Origin of the sequence: Massilia consociata (genome assembly GCF_042432755.1) — a bacterium.
GTDB lineage: Bacteria > Pseudomonadota > Gammaproteobacteria > Burkholderiales > Burkholderiaceae_D > Telluria > Telluria consociata.
The window spans coordinates 19,495-38,389 of sequence record NZ_JBHLWP010000003.1 but is presented as its reverse complement, the minus strand read 5'-3'; the positions used below and the strand labels follow the sequence as shown (position 1 = coordinate 38,389).

20 protein-coding genes are annotated in these 18,895 nt (G+C 66.5%); 12 read left to right on the top strand and 8 right to left on the bottom strand.

The genetic code is table 11. The features are described from left to right. Positions 1-16: 16 nt before the first annotated feature. Positions 17-1,018, bottom strand: a complete 1,002-nt coding sequence (gene dusA / locus ACFFJK_RS01760; protein WP_379677647.1) for a tRNA dihydrouridine(20/20a) synthase DusA — start codon at positions 1,016-1,018, stop codon at positions 17-19. Positions 1,019-1,248: 230 nt separating this feature from the next. On the opposite strand from dusA, the gene ACFFJK_RS01755 reads away from it, so the two are divergent. Together ACFFJK_RS01755 and ACFFJK_RS01750 are read left to right on the top strand one after the other, a co-directional pair. Further along, positions 1,249-2,193 carry a flagellin N-terminal helical domain-containing protein gene (locus ACFFJK_RS01755; RefSeq protein WP_379677367.1) on the top strand — a complete coding sequence of 315 codons (945 nt, stop codon included), beginning with the start codon at positions 1,249-1,251 and terminating at the stop codon, positions 2,191-2,193. A gap of 89 nt (positions 2,194-2,282) precedes the next feature. Continuing rightward, entirely contained in the window at positions 2,283-3,158 is an 876-nt protein-coding gene (locus tag ACFFJK_RS01750; protein ID WP_379677366.1) for a hypothetical protein, read from the top strand. A 65-nt stretch (positions 3,159-3,223) separates the two neighbouring features. Here ACFFJK_RS01750 and ACFFJK_RS01745 read toward each other — a convergent pair whose 3' ends face one another. Genes ACFFJK_RS01745 through ACFFJK_RS01715 form a run of 7 tightly spaced genes read right to left on the bottom strand, consistent with a single transcriptional unit; the run spans position 3,224 to position 9,570 of the window. After that, on the bottom strand, positions 3,224-5,317 hold the full coding sequence (locus ACFFJK_RS01745) for a flagellar biosynthesis protein FlhA (RefSeq protein ID WP_379677365.1): 2,094 nt from the start codon (positions 5,315-5,317) through the stop codon (positions 3,224-3,226). Beyond that, entirely contained in the window at positions 5,314-6,453 is a 1,140-nt protein-coding gene (locus ACFFJK_RS01740) for an EscU/YscU/HrcU family type III secretion system export apparatus switch protein (protein WP_379677364.1), read from the bottom strand. The genes ACFFJK_RS01745 and ACFFJK_RS01740 overlap by 4 nt, the downstream gene beginning before the upstream one ends. Further along, a complete protein-coding gene (gene fliR, locus ACFFJK_RS01735; protein WP_379677363.1) occupies positions 6,443-7,231 on the bottom strand; it encodes a flagellar biosynthetic protein FliR in 789 nt (262 codons plus the stop codon). Before fliR ends, ACFFJK_RS01740 begins: the two co-directional genes overlap by 11 nt. Before the next feature lie 18 nt (positions 7,232-7,249). Beyond that, positions 7,250-7,519: a flagellar biosynthesis protein FliQ gene (fliQ, locus tag ACFFJK_RS01730; protein ID WP_379677362.1), complete on the bottom strand. Its 270-nt coding sequence runs from the start codon at positions 7,517-7,519 to the stop codon at positions 7,250-7,252. 18 nt (positions 7,520-7,537) lie between these two features. Further along, positions 7,538-8,320, bottom strand: a complete 783-nt coding sequence (gene fliP / locus ACFFJK_RS01725; RefSeq protein WP_379677361.1) for a flagellar type III secretion system pore protein FliP — start codon at positions 8,318-8,320, stop codon at positions 7,538-7,540. Further along, positions 8,317-8,685: a FliM/FliN family flagellar motor switch protein gene (locus tag ACFFJK_RS01720; protein ID WP_379677360.1), complete on the bottom strand. Its 369-nt coding sequence runs from the start codon at positions 8,683-8,685 to the stop codon at positions 8,317-8,319. Before ACFFJK_RS01720 ends, fliP begins: the two co-directional genes overlap by 4 nt. Beyond that, entirely contained in the window at positions 8,686-9,570 is an 885-nt protein-coding gene (locus ACFFJK_RS01715; protein WP_379677359.1) for a FliM/FliN family flagellar motor switch protein, read from the bottom strand. Positions 9,571-9,896: 326 nt separating this feature from the next. Here ACFFJK_RS01715 and fliE point away from each other — a divergent pair, with 326 nt between their 5' ends. The 10 genes from fliE to ACFFJK_RS01665 all read left to right on the top strand — a co-directional run bounded on the left by fliE (position 9,897) and on the right by ACFFJK_RS01665 (position 18,890). After that, positions 9,897-10,244, top strand: a complete 348-nt coding sequence (gene fliE, locus ACFFJK_RS01710) for a flagellar hook-basal body complex protein FliE (protein WP_379677358.1) — start codon at positions 9,897-9,899, stop codon at positions 10,242-10,244. Positions 10,245-10,335: 91 nt separating this feature from the next. Next, on the top strand, positions 10,336-12,042 hold the full coding sequence (fliF, locus tag ACFFJK_RS01705; protein WP_379677646.1) for a flagellar basal-body MS-ring/collar protein FliF: 1,707 nt from the start codon (positions 10,336-10,338) through the stop codon (positions 12,040-12,042). Continuing rightward, complete coding sequence (locus ACFFJK_RS01700; protein WP_379677357.1) at positions 12,026-13,048, top strand: FliG C-terminal domain-containing protein; 1,023 nt, start codon at positions 12,026-12,028, stop codon at positions 13,046-13,048. The genes fliF and ACFFJK_RS01700 overlap by 17 nt, the downstream gene beginning before the upstream one ends. Then, positions 13,045-13,728: a flagellar assembly protein FliH gene (gene fliH / locus ACFFJK_RS01695; RefSeq protein ID WP_379677356.1), complete on the top strand. Its 684-nt coding sequence runs from the start codon at positions 13,045-13,047 to the stop codon at positions 13,726-13,728. The genes ACFFJK_RS01700 and fliH overlap by 4 nt, the downstream gene beginning before the upstream one ends. Further along, positions 13,725-15,041: a flagellar protein export ATPase FliI gene (gene fliI / locus ACFFJK_RS01690; RefSeq protein WP_379677355.1), complete on the top strand. Its 1,317-nt coding sequence runs from the start codon at positions 13,725-13,727 to the stop codon at positions 15,039-15,041. The genes fliH and fliI overlap by 4 nt, the downstream gene beginning before the upstream one ends. Continuing rightward, entirely contained in the window at positions 15,038-15,475 is a 438-nt protein-coding gene (locus tag ACFFJK_RS01685) for a flagellar FliJ family protein (RefSeq protein WP_379677354.1), read from the top strand. Before fliI ends, ACFFJK_RS01685 begins: the two co-directional genes overlap by 4 nt. 25 nt (positions 15,476-15,500) lie before the next feature. Further along, on the top strand, positions 15,501-17,003 hold the full coding sequence (gene fliD, locus ACFFJK_RS01680) for a flagellar filament capping protein FliD (protein ID WP_379677352.1): 1,503 nt from the start codon (positions 15,501-15,503) through the stop codon (positions 17,001-17,003). Between the two features lie 21 nt (positions 17,004-17,024). Then, positions 17,025-17,414, top strand: a complete 390-nt coding sequence (gene fliS / locus ACFFJK_RS01675; protein WP_379677351.1) for a flagellar export chaperone FliS — start codon at positions 17,025-17,027, stop codon at positions 17,412-17,414. Beyond that, positions 17,407-17,724, top strand: coding sequence for a hypothetical protein (locus ACFFJK_RS01670; RefSeq protein WP_379677350.1), 318 nt, complete (start codon positions 17,407-17,409; stop codon positions 17,722-17,724). Before fliS ends, ACFFJK_RS01670 begins: the two co-directional genes overlap by 8 nt. Continuing rightward, positions 17,721-18,890: a flagellar hook-length control protein FliK gene (locus tag ACFFJK_RS01665; RefSeq protein WP_379677349.1), complete on the top strand. Its 1,170-nt coding sequence runs from the start codon at positions 17,721-17,723 to the stop codon at positions 18,888-18,890. The genes ACFFJK_RS01670 and ACFFJK_RS01665 overlap by 4 nt, the downstream gene beginning before the upstream one ends. The last annotated feature ends 5 nt before the right edge of the window (positions 18,891-18,895 follow it).

Below are 18,895 nucleotides of genomic sequence, written 5' to 3'. Positions count from 1 at the left end.
TTGGGAGAGGGAACACTCAGGCCGCGACGGGCATGCGTGACGCCGCTTCCAGCAGCAGGGCCGGGTCGCCGGCGGCCAGTTTCTTTGGATCGGACAGCATCTGGCGGAAGGCGCGCGCGCCCGGCAGGCCGGTCATGATGCCGAGCATGTGGCGGGTGATGCTGTTGAGCTTCAGGCCGTGGCCGCCATGCAGGCGCAGCTGCTCGGCAATATACGGAATCATGGCTTCCAGCACCTGCACGCGGGTCTTGGGCGCGGCATTGTCGCCATAGAAGCGGCGGTCCCAGTCGGCCATCACCCAGGGATTGTGGTAGGCCTCGCGCCCCAGCATGACGCCGTCGACATGTTCCAGGTGCAGGGCGATCTCGTCGTCCTGCTTGACGCCGCCGTTGATGATGATTTCGAGCTCCGGGAACGCGCGCTTGAGCTGGTAGGCCACCTCATAGCGCAGCGGCGGAATCTCGCGGTTTTCCTTCGGCGACAGGCCCTTGAGCACGGCATTGCGCGCATGCACGATGAAGGTACGGCAGCCGGCGTCGGCGATCGTGCCGACGAAGTCGCGCACGAAGCCGTAGTCCTCGTTGTAGTCGAGGCCGATACGGTGCTTGACCGTGACGTCGATCGATACCGCGTCGCGCATGGCCTTGACGCAGTCGGCCACCAGTTGCGGCTCGGACATCAGGCAGGCGCCGAATGCGCCCTTCTGCACGCGCTCGGACGGGCAGCCGCAGTTCAGGTTGATCTCGTCGTAACCCCACTCCTGGCCCAGCTTCGCGCTTTTCGCCAGGTCGTGCGGGTCGCTGCCGCCCAGCTGCAGCGCCACCGGATGCTCGACCTCGTCGTAGCGCAGGTGGCGCTCGACGTCGCCGTAGACCAGGGCGCCGGTGGTCACCATCTCTGTATACAGCCAGGTATGGCGGGTGATTCTTCGGTGGAAGACGCGGCAGTGGCGGTCGGTCCAGTCCATCATGGGGGCGACGGACAGGCGGCGGCTGCGGTAAGGGGAAGTAGCGGAGATCACGACGGCTTCTATCTATATACAGTTGCGAAACGAGGGCGACATCATAGCGCTAAACGGGCGGCACCGTACCAGACAGGGGAAATACATGAAGTTTTCACAACATCAGAAATAAATTAAAAAATTTCCGTGCGGCACTTAATGGACCTGTGGAAACGGTCGTCTTGTACTTGTGAGAGCGCGACGAACGCGACCATCAACCAGATTTCTACCTTATTCAGGAGTTCACCATGCTGAGCCTTCACACCAACGCCGCGACCCTTTCCGCGCAAAACTCCCTGGGCCGTACCCAGGCGTCGCTGTCGACCTCGATGACCCGCCTGTCGACCGGCTTCCGCATCAACTCGGCCATGGACGACGCCGCCGGCCTGCAGATCGCCACCCGCCTGAAAGCCCAGACCAGCGGCATGGCCGTTGCGATGCGCAACACCCAGAATTCGATCTCGATGCTGCAGACCGCCGAAGGCGCGCTGAACGAAGTCACCAATATCCTGACCCGCATGAAGGACCTGGCTACCCAGGCAGCCGACGGCTCGTCGTCCGCGACCGACCAGGGCGCGATGCAGAAGGAATTCAATTCACTGACGACGGAACTGGGCAATATCATCAGCAACACCTCGTTCGGTGGTTCCAAACTGCTGAACAACGGTACCGACGGCAAGTTTACCGCTGAGGTGAACTTCCAGATCGGCTCCGAATCCAGCGAACAGATGAAGTTCGACATCAAGGACTCGCTCGGCAAGATGCACACTGCAATTTCCACGGCGGCAGGCGACTTCTCGGGCTCGACCCTTGAAGAGGGTGAGGAATTTGAGGCTGGTGAGAATGCTGGCAAGGAAATCTCCGATGTCCCAGAAGATGATGACACTGCCCCGAGCGCAGCCACCGGCGCCACCAACGCCAATGGCACCATCGCCAACCTGAAAGCCGCTATCGAAGCGGTCAGCACTGTACGTTCGGAAATGGGTGCCGCTGCCAACCGTCTCGACCACGTCTACAACAACCTGTCGAACGTCAGCACCAACACCAAGAACGCCACCGGCCGTATCATGGACGTCGACTTCGCCACCGAATCGGCGAACATGACCTCCAAGCAGATGCTGATGCAAGCCGGCACCGCCATGCTGAAGCAGACCAACAGCATGTCCTCGATGGTCATGTCGCTGCTGCAGTAATCACGGCATCCCTCGGCTGAACCAGCCGGGAATCCCAGGGGCCAGCCGTTCTCACGGCTGGCCTTTTTTCTTTTTATACTGTCCCTGCCATGGCCAGCATCACGTACTCTGCCCCTCTTCCGCCGCCGGCCGCGCCCACGCTCAGCGTCGGCCCGGTCGGCGCCGTTGCACCGGTCGCCTTCGCCGCGGCCCAGGCTGGCGACCTTCCGCTACCGGCCGCGCAAGCGCCGGCGCCGGCACCCACTGCGGCCGCGCCCGATACCGCCCACGATGGCGCCGCAATGCGTCCCGACCAGGTACTGATGGCGCGCCAGCTCGTGTTCCAGCGCGGCGACGCCGCCACCCTCGGCGCCTCGTGGCGCTCGATGGTGCGCCATTACGGCCACCAACTGTCCACCCGGGAACAACAGGCCATCGACAGGCAACTGGCGCCGGCACTGCTGGCGGCGGCCCAGGACGGCCGGGTACTGCGCCAGCCGGACCAGCACGCCCTTCCGCCCGACCTGTGGCGCTTCACCGTGCATGCGGGTGGCGCGCACCAGCAGCACCTGAGCGTGATTGCCGGTGAAGCGGACCAGCCGCCGGGACGGCGCCGCCGCACGCGCGCCGCCTTGCGCCTGGAAGTGGAGCTGGCGGACGGCGTGCGCATCGTGGTGCAGGTGGAACCGATGCCGGGCGGCGTGGCACTGGAATTGAGCGCGCCGGATGCCGCCACGCTTGCCCGCCTGCGCGAGCTGCAGCCGGTACTGGAAAAGGCGGTGCAGCGCGCCGGGCTGGAAGTCGGGCGCTGGACCTGGCGCGACCGGTTTCCGGCCGGGCCGGTACACGCCCGCGTGGCCTCTTACCAGGCCGAGAACATCCTGACCTTGCCAGTGTTCCGGGCCGTCGCGGAACTGGCCTTGCTGATACCGGAACAGGCAAGCAAGATGACAGATTATTTCGCTGAAGACAACTTTTCGAAATAATATTTCATCTCGCCGGAATGAACTCGAGCGGCGGCAGGTCCCTCCTGCCGCACACGGCTTACGCGTCATCCCACGGTGCCGATGATCGACACGTCGCGGTTTTCCGGGATTTCGTTGTACGACAGGACATGCAGTCCCGGCGCGAACAGTTTCGCGTAGCGGGCCAGCAGCGGGCGCACTTGCGGCAGCACCAGCAGCAGCGGCGGCGTGCGCTGTTGCTTCATCTGCTCGCGCGCCACCGGCATGTTGATCTGCAGCTGGGACAGCAGTTGCGGGTCGATCGGGTAGTTGTCCAGCGCGACCTTGCCGCCGCCGTTCTGGCGCGCCTGGTTCAGGGAACCGAGCAGCATGTTTTCCAGCTCCGCCGACAGGTTAAAGGCCGGCATGTCCTTCTTCTTGCCGAACAGGTTCGAGACGATCTGGCGCCGCAGCGCGCAGCGCACCTCGGCCGCCAGCAGGATCGGGTCCTTGGTGGTCTCGCAGCTGTCCAGCAGCGTGGTGGCGATCACCACGATGTCCTTCAGCGACACGTTCTCGGCCAGCAGCACGCGGAACACGCGCAGCAGCTGGGTGTGCGTCAGCGCCTTTTCCAGCGCCGCGGCCAGCTTCGGCGACAGCGCGGTGAGGCGCTCGATGATCGCCGGGACGTCTTCGTGGCGGAACAGCTCGTGCAGGTATTCGCGCACCACCTTCGAGGTGTGGGTGGCGATGGCGCTGGGCACCTCGACCACCTGGTAGCCCAGGCCCAGCGCATGGGCCTTCTGGTCTGGCAGGATCCAGGTAATCGCCATGCCGTAGGCCGGCTCGATGCCCGGGATGCCGTCCAGTTCACCGTACACGTTCGGCGACGGGATCGCCATCAGGTGATCGGGCATGACCTCGGCTTCGGCCACCACCGTGCCCGACAGGCTGATCGCATACTGCGCCGGGCGCAGCGCCAGGTCGTCGCGCACGCTGATCGCGGGCAGCAGCATGCCCATCTGCTCCGACAGGCTCTGGCGCACGCCCTTGATGCGCTTGGATAAGGGCTCGCCCTGGGCCTTGTCCAGCATGCCCACCAGCTTGTAGCCCACGGCCACCGTCACCGGCTGCACCACCGGCAGCGCCTGCCAGTCGAGTTCCGGCGCGCGCTCGTCGCGCAGCGCCGCCTCGATCGCCGCCACGCCGGCGTTGTCCGGCGCCTTGACCCGTTTGGTCAGCTTCCAGCCGACGAAGCCCAGCACCGCGGCGAAGATGAAGAAGGTGATCGTCGGCATGCCCGGCACCAGGCCGAGGATGACCATCACGCCCGCAGCCGAGAACAGCACCGCCGGCTGGGCCAGCAACTGGCCGCCCACCTGGTTCTCGAGGTCGCCCGATTCGCCGATGCGGGTCACCAGGATCGCCGCCGCAGCCGACAGCAGCAAGGCCGGGATCTGGCCCACCAGGCCGTCACCGATGGTGAGCAGCGCGTAGACCTTGAAGGATTCGCCCAGCGGCAGGCCGTGCATCAGGGCGCCGATCGCGATACCGCCGACCAGGTTGATGATGAGGATCAGGATCGAGGCGATGGCGTCGCCGCGCACGAACTTCGAGGCGCCGTCCATGGCGCCGTAGAAGTCGGCTTCCGCCGCCACGTCCTTGCGGCGCTGGATCGCCTGTTCCTGGTTGATCAGGCCGGCGTTCAGGTCGGCGTCGATCGCCATCTGCTTGCCCGGCAGCGCGTCCAGCGTGAAGCGCGCCGACACTTCCGAGATACGCTCCGCGCCCTTGGTCACCACGATGAAGTTGATGATCATGAGGATCACGAACACCACCAGGCCGACCACGAAGTTACCGCCGATGACGACGTTCGCGAACGATTCGATCACATGGCCGGCCGCATCCGGACCGGTATGGCCGTTGAGCAGCACCACGCGGGTCGATGCCACGTTCAGCGCCAGGCGCATCAGGGTGGTGCCGAGGATCACGGTCGGGAACACCGAGAAGTCGAGCGGACGCTTGGCCGTCACCGCTACCAGGATGACGATCAGCGCCAGCACGATGTTGAACGTGAACAGCACGTCCAGCAGCACCGGCGGCAGCGGCAGCATGATCATCGCCAGCAGCGCGATCAGGAACGCCGGCCCGGCGAACTTGTGGCTTCGCAGTGCTGCAGTAAAACCGTTCAGGAAATTCATGCGGATACCTCACTCAGATGAGATGGAACGACCACCTCGTTCGGGAACCGTGGGGGCGCCTGGCGCCGGCCTGCACGGAACGCGTTCAGTTGTAAAACGTAGTTCAGGACCTGCGATACCGCCTGGTACAGCTGGGCCGGAATCTGCTGCTGGACCTGGCTGGTGTTGTAGATGGCGCGCGCCAGCGGCGGCAGCGTCAGGGTTTCGATCCTGTGTTCCTGCGCCACGCGCTTGATGTACAGCGCCATCTCGTCCACGCCCTTGGCCACCACGAACGGGGCCTCGGCGCGATCGGTGTCGTACTTCAGCGCGACCGCATAGTGTTCCGGGTTGACGATCACCACGTCCGCCGTCGGCACGCTCTTGCGCACGCTGCGCTGGGCCAGCTGGTTCTGCAACTGGCGGATGCGCTGCTTCACCTCCGGCCTGCCTTCGTTGGACTTGTGCTCTTCCTTCACTTCCTGCTTGCTCATGCGCTGGTTTTTCGTGAACAGGAAGGATTGCACCGGCACGTCGATCAGCGCGAACACGATGAACACGGCCACCATCGCCATCAGGCCGTCGAGCATCAGCGAAGTGCCCCTCGCCAGTGCGTCGCTCAAGGGCAGGCGCTGCAGCTCGACGTAGGCCTTCATGCTGGACTGGCACGCATGCCACAGCACCAGCCCCAGCACGATCGCCTTGGCCGCCGAGGTGGCAAAGCCGATCCAGTGCTTCTGCGAGAACAGGTTGCCCAGGTTGGTGATGGGGCTCAGGCGGCTGAACTTCGGCGCCATGTTCTTGCCGGACGCGATCCAGCCGCCCGGGAACACCCCGGCCGCGACGATCGCGAACGGCACCGCCAGCAGCGGCAGGATCATCTTCACCAGCAGCACCAGCGCGCCCGTGAACACGACCGACATCGCGTTCTCGATCGCTCCCGCTTCGCCCACCGGCACGAACACCAGCCGGAACAGCGCGCGGAAGGACTCGAGGTAACCCGGCACCAGCAGCGCGAACATCTTCAGGCTGATCAGGATGCCGACCGCGGTCGCGAGGTCGCGCGAGCGGACGACCTGGCCCTCCTGGCGCGCCTTCTTGAGCTTTTGCGCTGTGGGCTTCTCGGTCTTGTCGCCACCGGTACCTTTATCGGCCATGTGCCATCCTCATCTGCTCCTGCAGCATCTCCAGGATCTGGTTGGTCATCGAGACGTAATGCTCGGGGATGAAACGCACCACCTGCACCAGCATCAACAGGCCGAAGATCGTCACCAGCGAGAAGCCCAGCGAAAACAGGTTCAAACTCGGCGCCACCCGGTTCAGGAAACCGAATCCGATCTGCACCACCATTGTCGAAAACACGATCGGCAGCGCCAGCAGCACCGCCGCGGAAAACACCCAGGCCAGGTTCAGCGCGATGGCTTCCAGCAGCATCGGGCCGTAGCCGGCGCCGACCGGCCAGGCCTTGAAGCTCTGGCCGACCACGCCCATCAGGACCAGGTGGCCGTCGATCCCGAAGAACACCAGGATCGCCACCAGCGACATCAGGCTGGACACCACGTCCGACGCCTGGCCGTTGACCGGATCGTTCATCTGCGCCATCGAGAAGCCCACCTGGCTCGAGGCCAGGAAGCCGAGCATCGTGATGACGGCCATCGCGAACTGCAGCGCCAGTCCAAGCACCCCGCCGATCACGGCCTGCTCGAACATCGCCACCACGCCCCCCAAGGAGAACGGGTCCGGCATCGGGCCGACGGCGCTCTGCTGGGTCACCGGCAGCATCATGAAGCTCAGGGCCACCGCCAGCAGCGCGCGCACGGGAATCGGCACCATGCCCTCGCCCAGCACCGGCGCGGTCGCCATCATGGCCATGATGCGGGCGAACGGCCACCACAGCGCGCCGATCAGCGGCAGCAGGAAGCTGACCAGCTCCATCGGTTCCGAGGCTTCCCGTCAGGTCGCGAGCGTCGCCGCGCGCTGGAACACCGACACGCAGTAATCCATCAGCGTGGTCGTCATCCAGTGGCCGGCGACGATCACCGCCACCAGCGTCACCAGCAGGCGCGGCAGGAAGCTCAGGGTCTGCTCGTTGATCTGGGTGGCGGCCTGGAACAGCGCCACGATCAGGCCCATGACCAGGCCCGGCACGACCAGCACCATCACCAGCAGCATCACGATCTGCAGGGCTTCGGCCACCAGGTCGACAGCGATATCGGGACTCATTTGTATACGGTCTCTCGTCTAGTAGCCGTGGATGCTGCCGACCAGGGTGTTCACGGTCAGGGTCCAGCCATCCACCAGCACGAACAGCAGCAGCTTGAACGGCAGTGAAATCACCAGCGGCGACAACATCATCATGCCCATCGCCATCAGCACCGACGACACCACCAGGTCGATGATCAGGAACGGGATGAACAGCATCGCGCCGATCTGGAACGCGGTCTTCAGTTCCGACAGCACGAAGGCCGCCAGCTTGACGGTGAAGCTGCGTTGTTCCGGCGCCAGGTTGGCCGGCTCGCCCGCCAGGTGCGCGACCTGGGCCAGCGAGGTCTTGCTGGTCTGGGCCAGCATGAAGCGCGACACCGGCACTTCGGCGATCTTCAATGCCTGCTCCAGGCCGATCTTGTCGCGGTCGTAGGGCAGGAAGGCGTCGCGCCACACCGCTTCGCCCACCGGGCGCATCACCAGCAAGGTGAGGATCAGCGCGATGCCGGTGATGATGCGGTTCGGCAGGCCCTGCTGCAGGCCCAGGGCCTGGCGCAGCAGCGACAGCACGATCACGAAGCGGGTGAAGCTGGTCATCATCATGACCATCACGGGCAGCAGCCCGAGCAGGGTCATCAGGACCAGGATCTGCGACTTGACCGTCATGCCCTGGGTCGAACCGGGGATCACGCCGGGCAGGATGCTCGGCTGGTCCTGGGCCGCCGCCGGCAGTGCGACCAACAGCAGTGCGCCGGCCAACGCCGGCGCTGCACGGCGCAGCAGCGGCACTGCCTGCGCGCCGCGAATGGTCAACATCATGACGCGATCATGTCCAGGTTCAGGCCGTCGAGGTCGATGACCTTCAGGCCATACTGTTCGCCGGCGACGACGACTTCGGCGCGGCCGATCGGCGCGCCGTTGACCTTGATGACCAGCGGCTCGCCGGCCAGCGCGTCGAGCGGCACCACCGAGGACGGGCCGATCGACATCAGCTCCTGCAGCGAGATGCGGGCAGAGCCCACTTCCAGCGTCAGGGTCACCGGGATGCGGCGCATCATCGCGGGCAGCTGGCGGGCAGCGTTCGTGCCCGCCACGGCGGTGGCGGCCTCGACGCCCTCGAGGTCGTCGATGATCACGTCGCCATTCATTTGCCCACTGAGTTGCTCGTTCAGGTTCATATCCATTTACTCGGCATCTTCAAAAGAGGTTAGACAGAGTTTTCCCTTGTGTTCGGCCACGGCGGCCGTGAACAGGCGCGATTCGTCCAGCAGCACGTCGGCGCGCCCGACCGACACCGGGATGATGTCGCCCACCTTCAGCTCGAACAGCGCGGCCAGCGTCATTTCCTTGCTGGCCAGGCGGCCGTCGAGCTTGACCGACAGGCCGGTGGCGAGCGGTTCGGCGGCGCGCTGGGTGCGCACGCTGCTGCGTTCCTCCTTGAGGCCCTGCAGCACATGGGCCATGAGTTCGTGGTCGAGTGCGATCCAGCACTGGCTGGCGGCCTCGCCCTGCGTGGCGTCCAGGGTCACGCGGATGACCCAGCCGGCCTTGCCCGGCGCACTGGCGGCGACCGGGGCTTCCAGCGGCGCGGCGGCCGGCGCTTCCACGCCCACGCCGGCCAGGCCCTCGGTCACGCGCACATACAGCTGCTCGACCAGCTGCGCGGTCAGGGTGGCGGCCAGGCGTTCCTCGGTGGCGGTCACGCGCTCGGTGGCCGGATCGCGCTGCGCACTGGGCGCCGCGTTCTTGCGCCCGTAGCGCCCTTCCAACAGGCCGAGCAGCAATCCGCGCTCGAAAGCGACCGCGGCGGTGCCAAGCGGGCCGGCGACGGCCAGCCAGCGCAAGCCCTCTTCTTCAGGCGCACGCTCGAAGGCCAGGCCGGCCAGCCGGTGGGCGCCCCAATACCGGCGCCCGGCCGGGCCGCCCATCACCGTGCCAAGGGCTTCGGCGAAGCGGCGCGCGAATTTCGGCAGCAGGTGCACCGGACGGCCCAGCAGGCTGGGGTCGAGCACCTGGTAGTTGCCGTGGCGGCTGGACTTGTCGTCGCGCGGTCGGTCTTGTGGATTCATCGGCTTGATTATTAGTCACTGGGTAACGGAGAATGTTATTTTTTCATTCCCCAAGGCAACTATTATACATGCAGATTTGCCGCAGAGACTTTGACATTCGCCTTTGATTTCCTACTTGCCCTACGGTAAGATCATGCCTATCGCATCGCACCATCCCGGCCTTCCCTAGTACAGACAGAGGGAAAACCCAGCAAAAGGGTCAAGAAAAAAACGGCCGTTCGTAGATCAATATTTAACAATGTGAGCCTTGAGCAGGCTCAAAAGCCGACAAAACAAGACACATTTTGTCGCCCGCAAACAACACGCAACCCGCATTGGAATAAAGCATGGGAACTGAACTCGCCGGCCTGATCAAAGCCGACCTTGCCGCCCTGACAAACGAAGCCAACCGGCTCGCGATTACCCCCGCCGCCGACCTGGCGGCGCAAGGCGCATTTAACAATTCGCAAGGTGGTTTCTCGTTCATGCAGTCGATGAAGGACGCAATCGCCAGCGTGGACCAGGAAGACCGCGCGGCCGGCGAGCGCATGGCCGCCGTCGATGCCGGCAAGAGCGACGACCTGGTCGGCGCCATGCTGGCCAGCCAGCAGGCGAGCCTGTCCTTCTCGATGCTGATGCAAGTTCGCAACAAGGTCATGGGCGCAGTCGATGAACTGCTCAAGCTGCCGGTCTGATCTCCCCTATTAAAGAGACGCGTTTCCAAGAGACTATCCTGTGATTTCCTCGCTCAAGACCGCCGTCGGCGGCAAGCTGGCGCTCCCCGCCATGCCGCCCCTGCTGCGCAACAACTTCACCCTGCTGCTGGGCCTGGCCGTGGCCATCACGGCCGCCGTCATGCTGTTCATGTGGCAGAACCAGGCCAACTACAAGCCGGTGTTCGGCGCACGCGAAAAGGTCGCCGCCAGCGACATGATGAGCGTGCTCGAAGCCGAATCCATCCCCTACCGCATCCACCCGGACAGCGGCCAGGTCATGGTCCCGGCCGGCCAGCTGGGCAAGGTGCGCATGCTGCTGGCCGCCAAGGGCGTGACCGCGCAGCTGCCGGCCGGCCTGGAACTGATGGACCGCAACGACCCGCTCGGCGTGTCGCAGTTCGTCCAGGACGTGCGCTTCCGTCGCGGCCTCGAGGGCGAGCTGGCACAGAGCATCCTGACCATCGACGCGATCGCGTCGGCGCGCGTGCACCTGGCCATCGCCAAGACCAGTTCCTTCGTGGCCGGCGCCGCCGACCAGTCGTCCGCCTCGGTGGTGGTCGCCGTCAAGCCGGGCCGTTCGCTGTCGAACGAGCAGATCGCCGCCATCGTCAACATGGTGTCGAGCAGCGTCGCCAACATGAAGCCGAGCCGCGTCTCGCTGGTGGACCAGGCCGGCAACTACCTGTCTTCGCGCGTCGACCTGGCCGACGGCTACGACGGCCTGGCCCAGGGACAGGGCGACAACAGCGCAGCCAAGCGCTACACCGACGAGGTGCGCGCCAACGTCAACGAACTGCTGGCGCCGGTGCTGGGCGTGAACAATTTCAAGCTGAGCGTCACCGCCGACGTCGACAACGACAAGATCGAAGAGACCCAGGAAAAATACGGCGAGGCCCCGAAGGTCACCAGCGAGGCGATGCGCGAGGAAATGGAGCGCAACCGCATGGCGCTGGGCGTGCCGGGCACGCTGTCGAACCGTCCGCCGCAGATGGCCGATCCGGCCGCAGCCGCCGATGGCCAGGCTCCGGATGCGGCTGCCGCCAAGCCCGACGACGGCAGCGCGCGCAAGAACGCCACTACCCGCCAGTACGCCTATGACCGCGCGATCACCCAGATCAAGCGCTCGCGCGGCCGCCTGAAGAAGCTGTCGGTGGCGGTGGTGCTGAACAACGCCAGCGCGACCGACCCGAAAGTCGGCTATACCCCGGCCGAACTGGCGAACATCGAGAAGATCCTGCGCGGCGGCCTGGGCATCGACGCGGCGCGCGGCGACGTGCTGACCGTCTCGAGCCTCACCTTCCCGGCCGCCCCGGTGGCCCAGGAATGGTGGCAGGAGCGCGACAACGTGGTCGACATGACCAACTACGGCCTGTACGCCCTGGCTGCGCTGCTCGCCTATTTCCTGCTGGCCCGCCCGCTGCTGCGCGCGCTGACCACGCGCCTGGCGCCGCAGCCGCCGCTCATGCCCGCAGCGCCGGCCCTGCCGGGCGCGCCGGGCGGCGCGGCAGCCGCCGTTCCCGCCCTGCCCGGGACGGCCCCGGCCATCGGCGCGGCCGCCCCGGCAGCCGGCGCCACGGCACTCGGCGCCCCGGCTGCGGCTGCTGCGCCGGGCACGATGCCGGTCGTCCCCCTGCTCGAAAACTACGACCTCCCGCCAGCCGGTTCGGCCGTGGACGTGATGGTCGACCACCTGAAAGTCCTCGCCGGCAAAGAGCCTGAGCGCGTTGCCGAAGTTGTCAAACAATGGGTACAGAAAAAACATGGCCGATCTGAATAACGAAGGCGCCGACGAAGGCGCGCTCACTCCGGTCGAACAGGCCGCCATCGTCCTGCTGTCGATCGGCGAAGAAGGCGCCGCGGCCGTGCTGCGCTGCCTCGAGCGCGAAGAACTGCTGGAACTGACCCAGGTCATGTCGCGCATGAGCGGCATCAAGGTCGACTCCGTGAAGTCGGCGGTCCAGAACTTCTTCGACGACTACCGCCAGCAAAGCGGCCTGCACGCCGCCTCGCGCAGCTACCTGAAGCGCTCGCTCGACCTGGCGCTCGGCAACGACATCGCCAACAGCGTCCTGAACACGATCTATGGCGACGCGATCCGCCCGATGATGGCGCGCCTGCAGTACGCGTCGCCGAAGTGGCTGGCCGAATTCGTCTCGACCGAGCACGTGCAGATGCAGGCCGTGTTCCTGGCCTTCCTGCCGCCGGCGTTGGCTTCCCAGATCCTGGAAGCGCTGCCGGTGGAGGGCCGTGAACTGGTCCTGCTGAACATGGCGCGCCTCGACGAGATCGACCGCGACGTGCTGCAGGAACTGGAAGAACTGGTGAACCGCTGCCTGTCCGCGCTCGACACCCAGAGCGCGAGCGTGGAAGGCGTGCGCCAGGTTGCCGAGATCCTGAACCGCCTGCAGGACAACCGTGCCGGCATGGTCGAGCTGCTGCGCGCCCACGATCCGGAAGTCGTGTCGCAGATCGAGATGTCGATGTACGACTTCTTCATCCTGTCGCGCCAGACCGAACAGGTCATCACCCGCCTGCTCGACGACGTGCCGCTCGACCAGTGGGCGATCGCGCTCAAGGGCGCCGAGCCTGCGCTGCGCGACGCCATCCTGAGCGCAATGCCCAAGCGCCAGGCCCAGAGCTTCGAGGACCTGATGCGCCGCTCGGGCCCGGTCCCGATGTCGCGCATCGAACAGACCCGCCGCGAGATCATGACTTCGGTGAAGGCCCTGGCCGACGCCGGCGAGATCGACATCCAGCTGTTTGCCGAGGCCACCGCCGAATGAAGCAGTTCCGGCCCTATCATTTCCCGCCGCTGCACCAGCTCACCCACGCCCTGCCGAAGGGCGCGGCGGGCACGGGCGGCGCCGGCTCGGCCGAAGAATGGCAGGCCGCGCTCGCTGACGGCTACCGCCAGGGCCAGCGCGAAGGCTACGAGGCCGGCCTGGACCAGGGCCGCGCGGACGGCTTCCCGGCCGGCCAGGCCGAAGGCCTGCAGCGCGGTATCGAGGAAGGCCGCGCGATGGCGCTCACCCAGCTCGAGGAGCTGGGCAAGCCGATCGACGCCATGCTCAAGAGCCTGAAGAAGCTCAAGACCGAAATGCGCGCCGCCCAGCGCAAGGAAGTCGTGGACCTGGTCGGCAAGATCGCGCGCCAGGTGATCCGCGCCGAGCTGGCGTTGCAACCGGTGCAGCTGCTCGCCCTGGTGGAAGAAGCGCTGTCCGTGATGCCGCCCTCGCGCGACCAGGTCGAGGTCTTCCTCAATCCGGAAGAACTGCGCCGCGTGCTCGAGCTGGACCCCAAGCGCGCCAAGAAATGGACGCTGCTGCCCGACCCGAGCCTCGAGCCGGGCGAGTGCCGCGTGCGCTCGGGCGACAATGAAGTCGACGCCGGCTGCCAGGGCCGCTTGAGCGCCGTGATGGACCAGGTGCGCGAACAGCTGCTCGACGAGGAGGACGGCGAATGACGGCCCTCGCCGCCAAGCTGCGCGCGGTCGAACTCGGTGCGGTGCCGGTCGCCACGCCGACCGGCCGCCTGGTCGGCGCCCAGGGCCTGCTGCTGGAGTCGAGCGGCTGCCCGCTGCACACCGGCCAGCGCTGCCGCATCGAGACAGTCGACGGCGGCTGGCTCGACGCGCAGGTCGTCGGCTTCAAGGAGAAAGTCTCGTACCTGATGCCGTTCAAGAAGGCCAGCGGCCTGGCGACCGGCGCGCGCGTGCTGCCTGCCCCGGTGCAGAACGACCTGATGATCGGCCCGTCGTGGATGGGCCGCATGGTCAACGGCATGGGCGAACCGATCGATGGGCTGGGCAAGCTCGGCGGCGACCAGCCGCTGTCGATCACCCCGCCGAAGGTCAACCCGCTGCGCAAGGCCCCGGTCGAGGAACCGCTCGACGTCGGCGTGCGCGCGATCAATTCCATGCTCACGATCGGCAAGGGCCAGCGCGTCGGCCTGATGGCCGGCTCGGGCGTGGGTAAATCCGTGCTGCTCGGCCTGATCACGCGCCAGACCGTGGCCGACGTGATCGTGGTCGGCCTGATCGGGGAACGTAACCGCGAAGTGCGCGAGTTCGTCGAGAAGTCGCTCGGCCCGGACGGCCTGAAACGCGCGGTGCTGGTGGTGGCCCCGGCCGACGAATCGCCCCTGATGCGCGTGATGGCCACCGAACTGTGCCACTCGGTCGCGGCCCATTTCCGCGACCGCGGCCAGAACGTGCTGCTGCTGTGCGATTCGCTGACCCGCTACGCGATGGCGCTGCGCGAGGTGGCCCTGTCGCTGGGCGAACCGCCGGCCACGCGCGGCTATCCGCCGTCGGTGTTCTCGAACCTGCCGCAACTGGTGGAGTCGGCCGGCAACGGCGAAAACCCGAAGGGCAGCATGAGCGCGATCTATACCGTGCTGGCCGAAGGCGACGACCAGCAGGACCCGGTGGTCGATTCGGCGCGCGCGATCCTGGACGGCCACATCGTGCTCACGCGCGAGCTGGCCGAGCGCGGCCACTATCCGGCCATCGACGTGGCCCAGTCGATCTCGCGCTGCATGGCGCAGGTGGTGGGCCCGGAACACCAGCTGGCCGCGCGCAAGCTGAAGGCGGCGCTGTCCAAGCACGCGCGCGTGCGCGACCTGATCCCGCTCGGCGCCTATGTGCCTGGCGCGGACCCTGAAACCGACAAGGCCGTGCGCCTGCACCCGCACATCGAAGCCTTCCTGTGCCAGGGCACGCGTGAAGAAGCGCCGATGACGGGCTGCGTCGAACAACTGAAAGCGATGATGGCATGAAGCGCGAGCACACGATTCAAAGTCTCGGCACCCTGGTGCAGCTGCGTACGCTCGACGTGGACCGCCTGCAGGCCGACCTGGCCAGCCAGGAAGCGACGCGCACGCGCTACCAGAACAACCTGGCGCGCCTGGATGCGCTGGCGACCGGCAGCGGCGCCACCGGCACCTTGCCGCCGGCGCTGGCCCTGAACTGCGGCGCCTACAAGCAGAACGTGATGGCGATGGCCGACCTGCACCGCACCGACCTGGCCCTGCACGAGGCCAACATGGCGGTGGCGCAGCGCCAGTTGACGGCAGCCTGGACCCGCCGTGAGCTGCTCGGCAAGGTGCTGGAGCAGCAGCAGGTGCAGCTCGCGCGCGAGCAGGACCGGATCATGCGCAAGCGTGAAGACGACATCGCCACCCAATCGTGGCTGGCAGGACGGACGGCTTAGGCCAAGTACACAGAGGAGAGAACACATGGCAATCACCAGTCCCAGCTACGATCCGGCGTCCACGGCGGCCGCACTTGCCGAAAAGTACGTTTCCGGGCAACAGCAGGTCCTGACTACGCGAACCAACCGAGCCAGTGCAACCGAAAAAGGTTTAAACAGCCTCAGGTCTGCGCTCAGCACCTTCCAGACGGCGCTGGCGGGTTTGACGGGGGCGAACAAGACCATGTTTGCGCAATCCGCCGTATTCAGCGACACAACTGTGGGCAAGGCCACAGCCAAAGCAACGGCTGCGGCTGGCGTGTATTCGTTTTACGTTGAAAAACTTGCTACTGCCAGCCAAGTCTCGTATTCGCTAAACGAGGACAGTGGCGCGTCCGGCAACTTGGTTGTCAATGTCGGCTCCGTGGCGATCGACATCGACCTCACTGCTGCCAACACCGACGGCCCCGACACCCCACTGACGCCGCGCGAGATCGCTGCAGCCATCAACGCGTCGCCCAAGAACACCTCACTCGTGACGGCCTCCGTCATCAGTACCGGGCCTGGCAAGTATGAGCTGGTGCTGACTGCGAAGAATACGGGCGCAGGCAGTGCGATATCGATCGGATACGGTGCTCCTGCACATGATCCGACTGAGCCGACTGAGCCGACTGAGCCGACTGAGCCGACTGAGCCGACTGAGCCGACTGAGCCGACTGAGCCGACTGAGCCGACTGAGCCGACTGAACCGACTGGTTCAGCTAGTTCGTCCGCTCCGCCGGCTCTACCGGCTCCACCGTTCGACAAGCCGAATACCATTGTGATTGCGCAGGATGCCGTGATCCGGGTCGGCTCGGCCACCGGTACGGCGATCACGCAGCCGACCAACACCTTCAATGGCATCGACGGCGTGTCGGTGACGTTCGCGAAAACGACGACCTCCCCTGTTACCCTGACGGTCGGGACTGACACCAACGCAACCAACGCCAATGTGCAGGCTTTCGTCGATGCCTACAACAAGCTCAAGAGCGCGGTCGACGCGCTGGTGGCGCCGGGCGATCCGTCGAAAGGTGTGACCGGCGGTCCATTCGCCGGCGACAGCGGCGTCACTACACTGCGCGATCGGCTGGTAAGCCTGGTGCGTCCGACCGGCAGCGACAGCCTGGCCGCCTATGGCATTATCGCCAATCGCCAGGGTACCCTGTCGGTCGACACGGCGCGCTTGAACAAGGCCCTCGCGACGAATCCGACCGGCCTCGACAGCTTGATAGGCAGCACTTCCGGAACGACGCCAACGGGTCTGACCGGGAAACTCGACGCATACCTGAAGGGCTGGACCAGCGCCGCCAACGGCCAGATCAAGACCCGCCAGGAAGCGGTCTCGAAACTGCAGGCCGACACGGCCACCCGCCAGGACATGCTGGACAAGCAGTACGACGCGGCTTACCAGCGCTACCTGATCCAATTCACCCAACTGCAGGCTTTGCAGAACCAGATGTCGAGCAACAGCTCGATGTTCGATGCCCTGTTCGGCAACAAGAGAGACTAGAGAGACTAGAGAGAATCCACGATGTCCTACCAAGAAGCCTACGGCGACTACCACGCCGTCAACCTGGATGCGCAGACTTCGCGCGCCTCGCCCGTCGAGCTGGTCCTGCTGCTCACCGACGGCCTGCTCGACGAACTGGCGCGCGCGCGCGCCCACATCGCCGCCCGCCGCTTCGAAGCCAAGGCCGCGAGCATCGACAAGTGCGTCGAAATCATCAACGGCCTGTCGAGCTCCCTCGACTTCGAGCAGGGCGGCGAGACCGTCGCCAACCTCGCGCGCATCTATGATTTCTGCGTCCAGCACCTGCACGGCGCCGGCATCAAGCTGGACCCGGCGATGGTCGATGAAGTGATCCGTGTCCTGACCACGATCCGCGAAGGCTGGAAAGGCGTCCAGGAGCGCAATGAATAGGACGCGCGCCATCGACGGCCTTGCTGCCGTGCTGCGCGATGCGGCTTCCCGTTCCGACTGGGAGCTGCTCGGCCGCGCCGTGGGCGAGCTCGCGCCGGCGCTGCAGCGGCTCGGCGCCGGCACGCCCTGGACTGGCGCCGAGCGCGCGGCCCTGGGTCGCCTGCGCAGCGCGCACGACGGCGCTGCCGTCCAAGTTGCCGCCACCACCACGCAGCTACAGGCGCGCCTCGACGACATGCGCGGCAACAAGGAAGGCTGGATGGCCTATGCCCTCGCGGACGAACCCGGTACTGGATCACCCCAACCATGAACATCTCGATGAATAGCACGATGAGCGGCGCGATGAACGGCGCTCCCATGCCGGCTGCCGGCGACGCGGCTACCGCAGCTACCGCAGCCACTGCGGCCGCTATGCCCGCCGTTGCAGGCGCCCTGGCGCTCGACCCGGCGCTCGCCGCCCAGGCGGGCGTGCCGGGCCCGCTGCCCTTCCTGCAATTCATGCAGGATGCCCCTGCCCTGCCGCCCGATGGCGCGTCCGGGCTGCCCGACGCCGCAACGGCGGCAGCGGACGAAGCCCTGCCGCCAGACGCCGGCGAGCCGGCCGATGATGCCGTCGAGCCCCTCGCCGCCCTGGCCATGCCGCTGATGCCCGCGATGATGCCGGCCCTGCCGGCAGCCCTGCCGCTGGCCGTGCGCATGGCGGCCGGCGGCGCGGAACCGTCGCGCCGGGAAGCCGCACCGGTACCCGCGGCGGCCGCGGGCGCGGTCGAGCTGCCGCCCGCCGTCTCCCTGCCGGCACAGGCCACCGATGCCGTGGGCGCGCAACTGGCGCGCAGCGGCGCCGCAGCGGCCCCGCCGGCGTCGACACAAGCAGCCGATGCCAAGCCCGCGCCGGCCATGGCCGCAGCGCAGGCGGGCGACGCCGGCGCCGCCGACAGCCAGCCTGCGCCGGCACCCGCGGGCGCCGGCTTCGGCGTGGCTGCTCCCGGCGCACCGGGCGCCCCGGCACGCGATGGCGCAACATTGACCCTGTCCGGCCCGCCGAGCGCATGGCGCCAGAGCCTGCAGGACGCGCTGGGCGAGCGCCTGAACCTCCAGCTCGGCAAGAGCGCCGAGCAGGCCACCATCCGCCTCGAGCCGCCGATGCTGGGCCGGGTCGAGATCTCGATCCGCCACGCCGCGGGCAGCCTGGAAGTGAACATCACGGCCACGCACAGCGAAGTGCTGCGCCAGCTGAACACCGTCAGCGACAACCTGCGCAACGACCTCGCGGCCCGCCAGTTCACCGACGTGTCGGTGAACGTCAGCCAGGCGCCGCGTGCCCAGGCCACGGCCCAGGCGGGCGCACAGTTCGGCGCGGATGCGCAGGGACGCGGCAGCCAGCAGGGCCAGGAACAGGACGAGCGCGCTCCCGGCGCAGCCCTGCTTGAGGCCCACCACCCCAACACCGCGTTCTCGCTGAACGGACGCGCTTGACCGAA

What these genes read in the sequence shown, in the direction of transcription:
- ACFFJK_RS01755 (WP_379677367.1), top strand. Translation starts at nt 1,249, where the DNA reads ATGCTGAGCCTTCACACCAACGCCGCGACCCTTTCCGCGCAAAACTCC.
- fliQ (WP_379677362.1), bottom strand. Translation starts at nt 7,519, where the DNA reads ATGAGTCCCGATATCGCTGTCGACCTGGTGGCCGAAGCCCTGCAGATC.
- ACFFJK_RS01720 (WP_379677360.1), bottom strand. Translation starts at nt 8,685, where the DNA reads ATGGATATGAACCTGAACGAGCAACTCAGTGGGCAAATGAATGGCGAC.
- fliI (WP_379677355.1), top strand. Translation starts at nt 13,725, where the DNA reads ATGACGGCCCTCGCCGCCAAGCTGCGCGCGGTCGAACTCGGTGCGGTG.
- fliH (WP_379677356.1), top strand. Translation starts at nt 13,045, where the DNA reads ATGAAGCAGTTCCGGCCCTATCATTTCCCGCCGCTGCACCAGCTCACC.
- ACFFJK_RS01740 (WP_379677364.1), bottom strand. Translation starts at nt 6,453, where the DNA reads ATGGCCGATAAAGGTACCGGTGGCGACAAGACCGAGAAGCCCACAGCG.
- ACFFJK_RS01745 (WP_379677365.1), bottom strand. Translation starts at nt 5,317, where the DNA reads ATGAATTTCCTGAACGGTTTTACTGCAGCACTGCGAAGCCACAAGTTC.
- fliE (WP_379677358.1), top strand. Translation starts at nt 9,897, where the DNA reads ATGGGAACTGAACTCGCCGGCCTGATCAAAGCCGACCTTGCCGCCCTG.
- fliR (WP_379677363.1), bottom strand. Translation starts at nt 7,231, where the DNA reads ATGGAGCTGGTCAGCTTCCTGCTGCCGCTGATCGGCGCGCTGTGGTGG.
- ACFFJK_RS01750 (WP_379677366.1), top strand. Translation starts at nt 2,283, where the DNA reads ATGGCCAGCATCACGTACTCTGCCCCTCTTCCGCCGCCGGCCGCGCCC.
- ACFFJK_RS01700 (WP_379677357.1), top strand. Translation starts at nt 12,026, where the DNA reads ATGGCCGATCTGAATAACGAAGGCGCCGACGAAGGCGCGCTCACTCCG.
- ACFFJK_RS01670 (WP_379677350.1), top strand. Translation starts at nt 17,407, where the DNA reads ATGAATAGGACGCGCGCCATCGACGGCCTTGCTGCCGTGCTGCGCGAT.
- fliP (WP_379677361.1), bottom strand. Translation starts at nt 8,320, where the DNA reads ATGATGTTGACCATTCGCGGCGCGCAGGCAGTGCCGCTGCTGCGCCGT.
- ACFFJK_RS01685 (WP_379677354.1), top strand. Translation starts at nt 15,038, where the DNA reads ATGAAGCGCGAGCACACGATTCAAAGTCTCGGCACCCTGGTGCAGCTG.
- ACFFJK_RS01665 (WP_379677349.1), top strand. Translation starts at nt 17,721, where the DNA reads ATGAACATCTCGATGAATAGCACGATGAGCGGCGCGATGAACGGCGCT.
- fliF (WP_379677646.1), top strand. Translation starts at nt 10,336, where the DNA reads ATGCCGCCCCTGCTGCGCAACAACTTCACCCTGCTGCTGGGCCTGGCC.
- fliD (WP_379677352.1), top strand. Translation starts at nt 15,501, where the DNA reads ATGGCAATCACCAGTCCCAGCTACGATCCGGCGTCCACGGCGGCCGCA.
- ACFFJK_RS01715 (WP_379677359.1), bottom strand. Translation starts at nt 9,570, where the DNA reads ATGAATCCACAAGACCGACCGCGCGACGACAAGTCCAGCCGCCACGGC.
- fliS (WP_379677351.1), top strand. Translation starts at nt 17,025, where the DNA reads ATGTCCTACCAAGAAGCCTACGGCGACTACCACGCCGTCAACCTGGAT.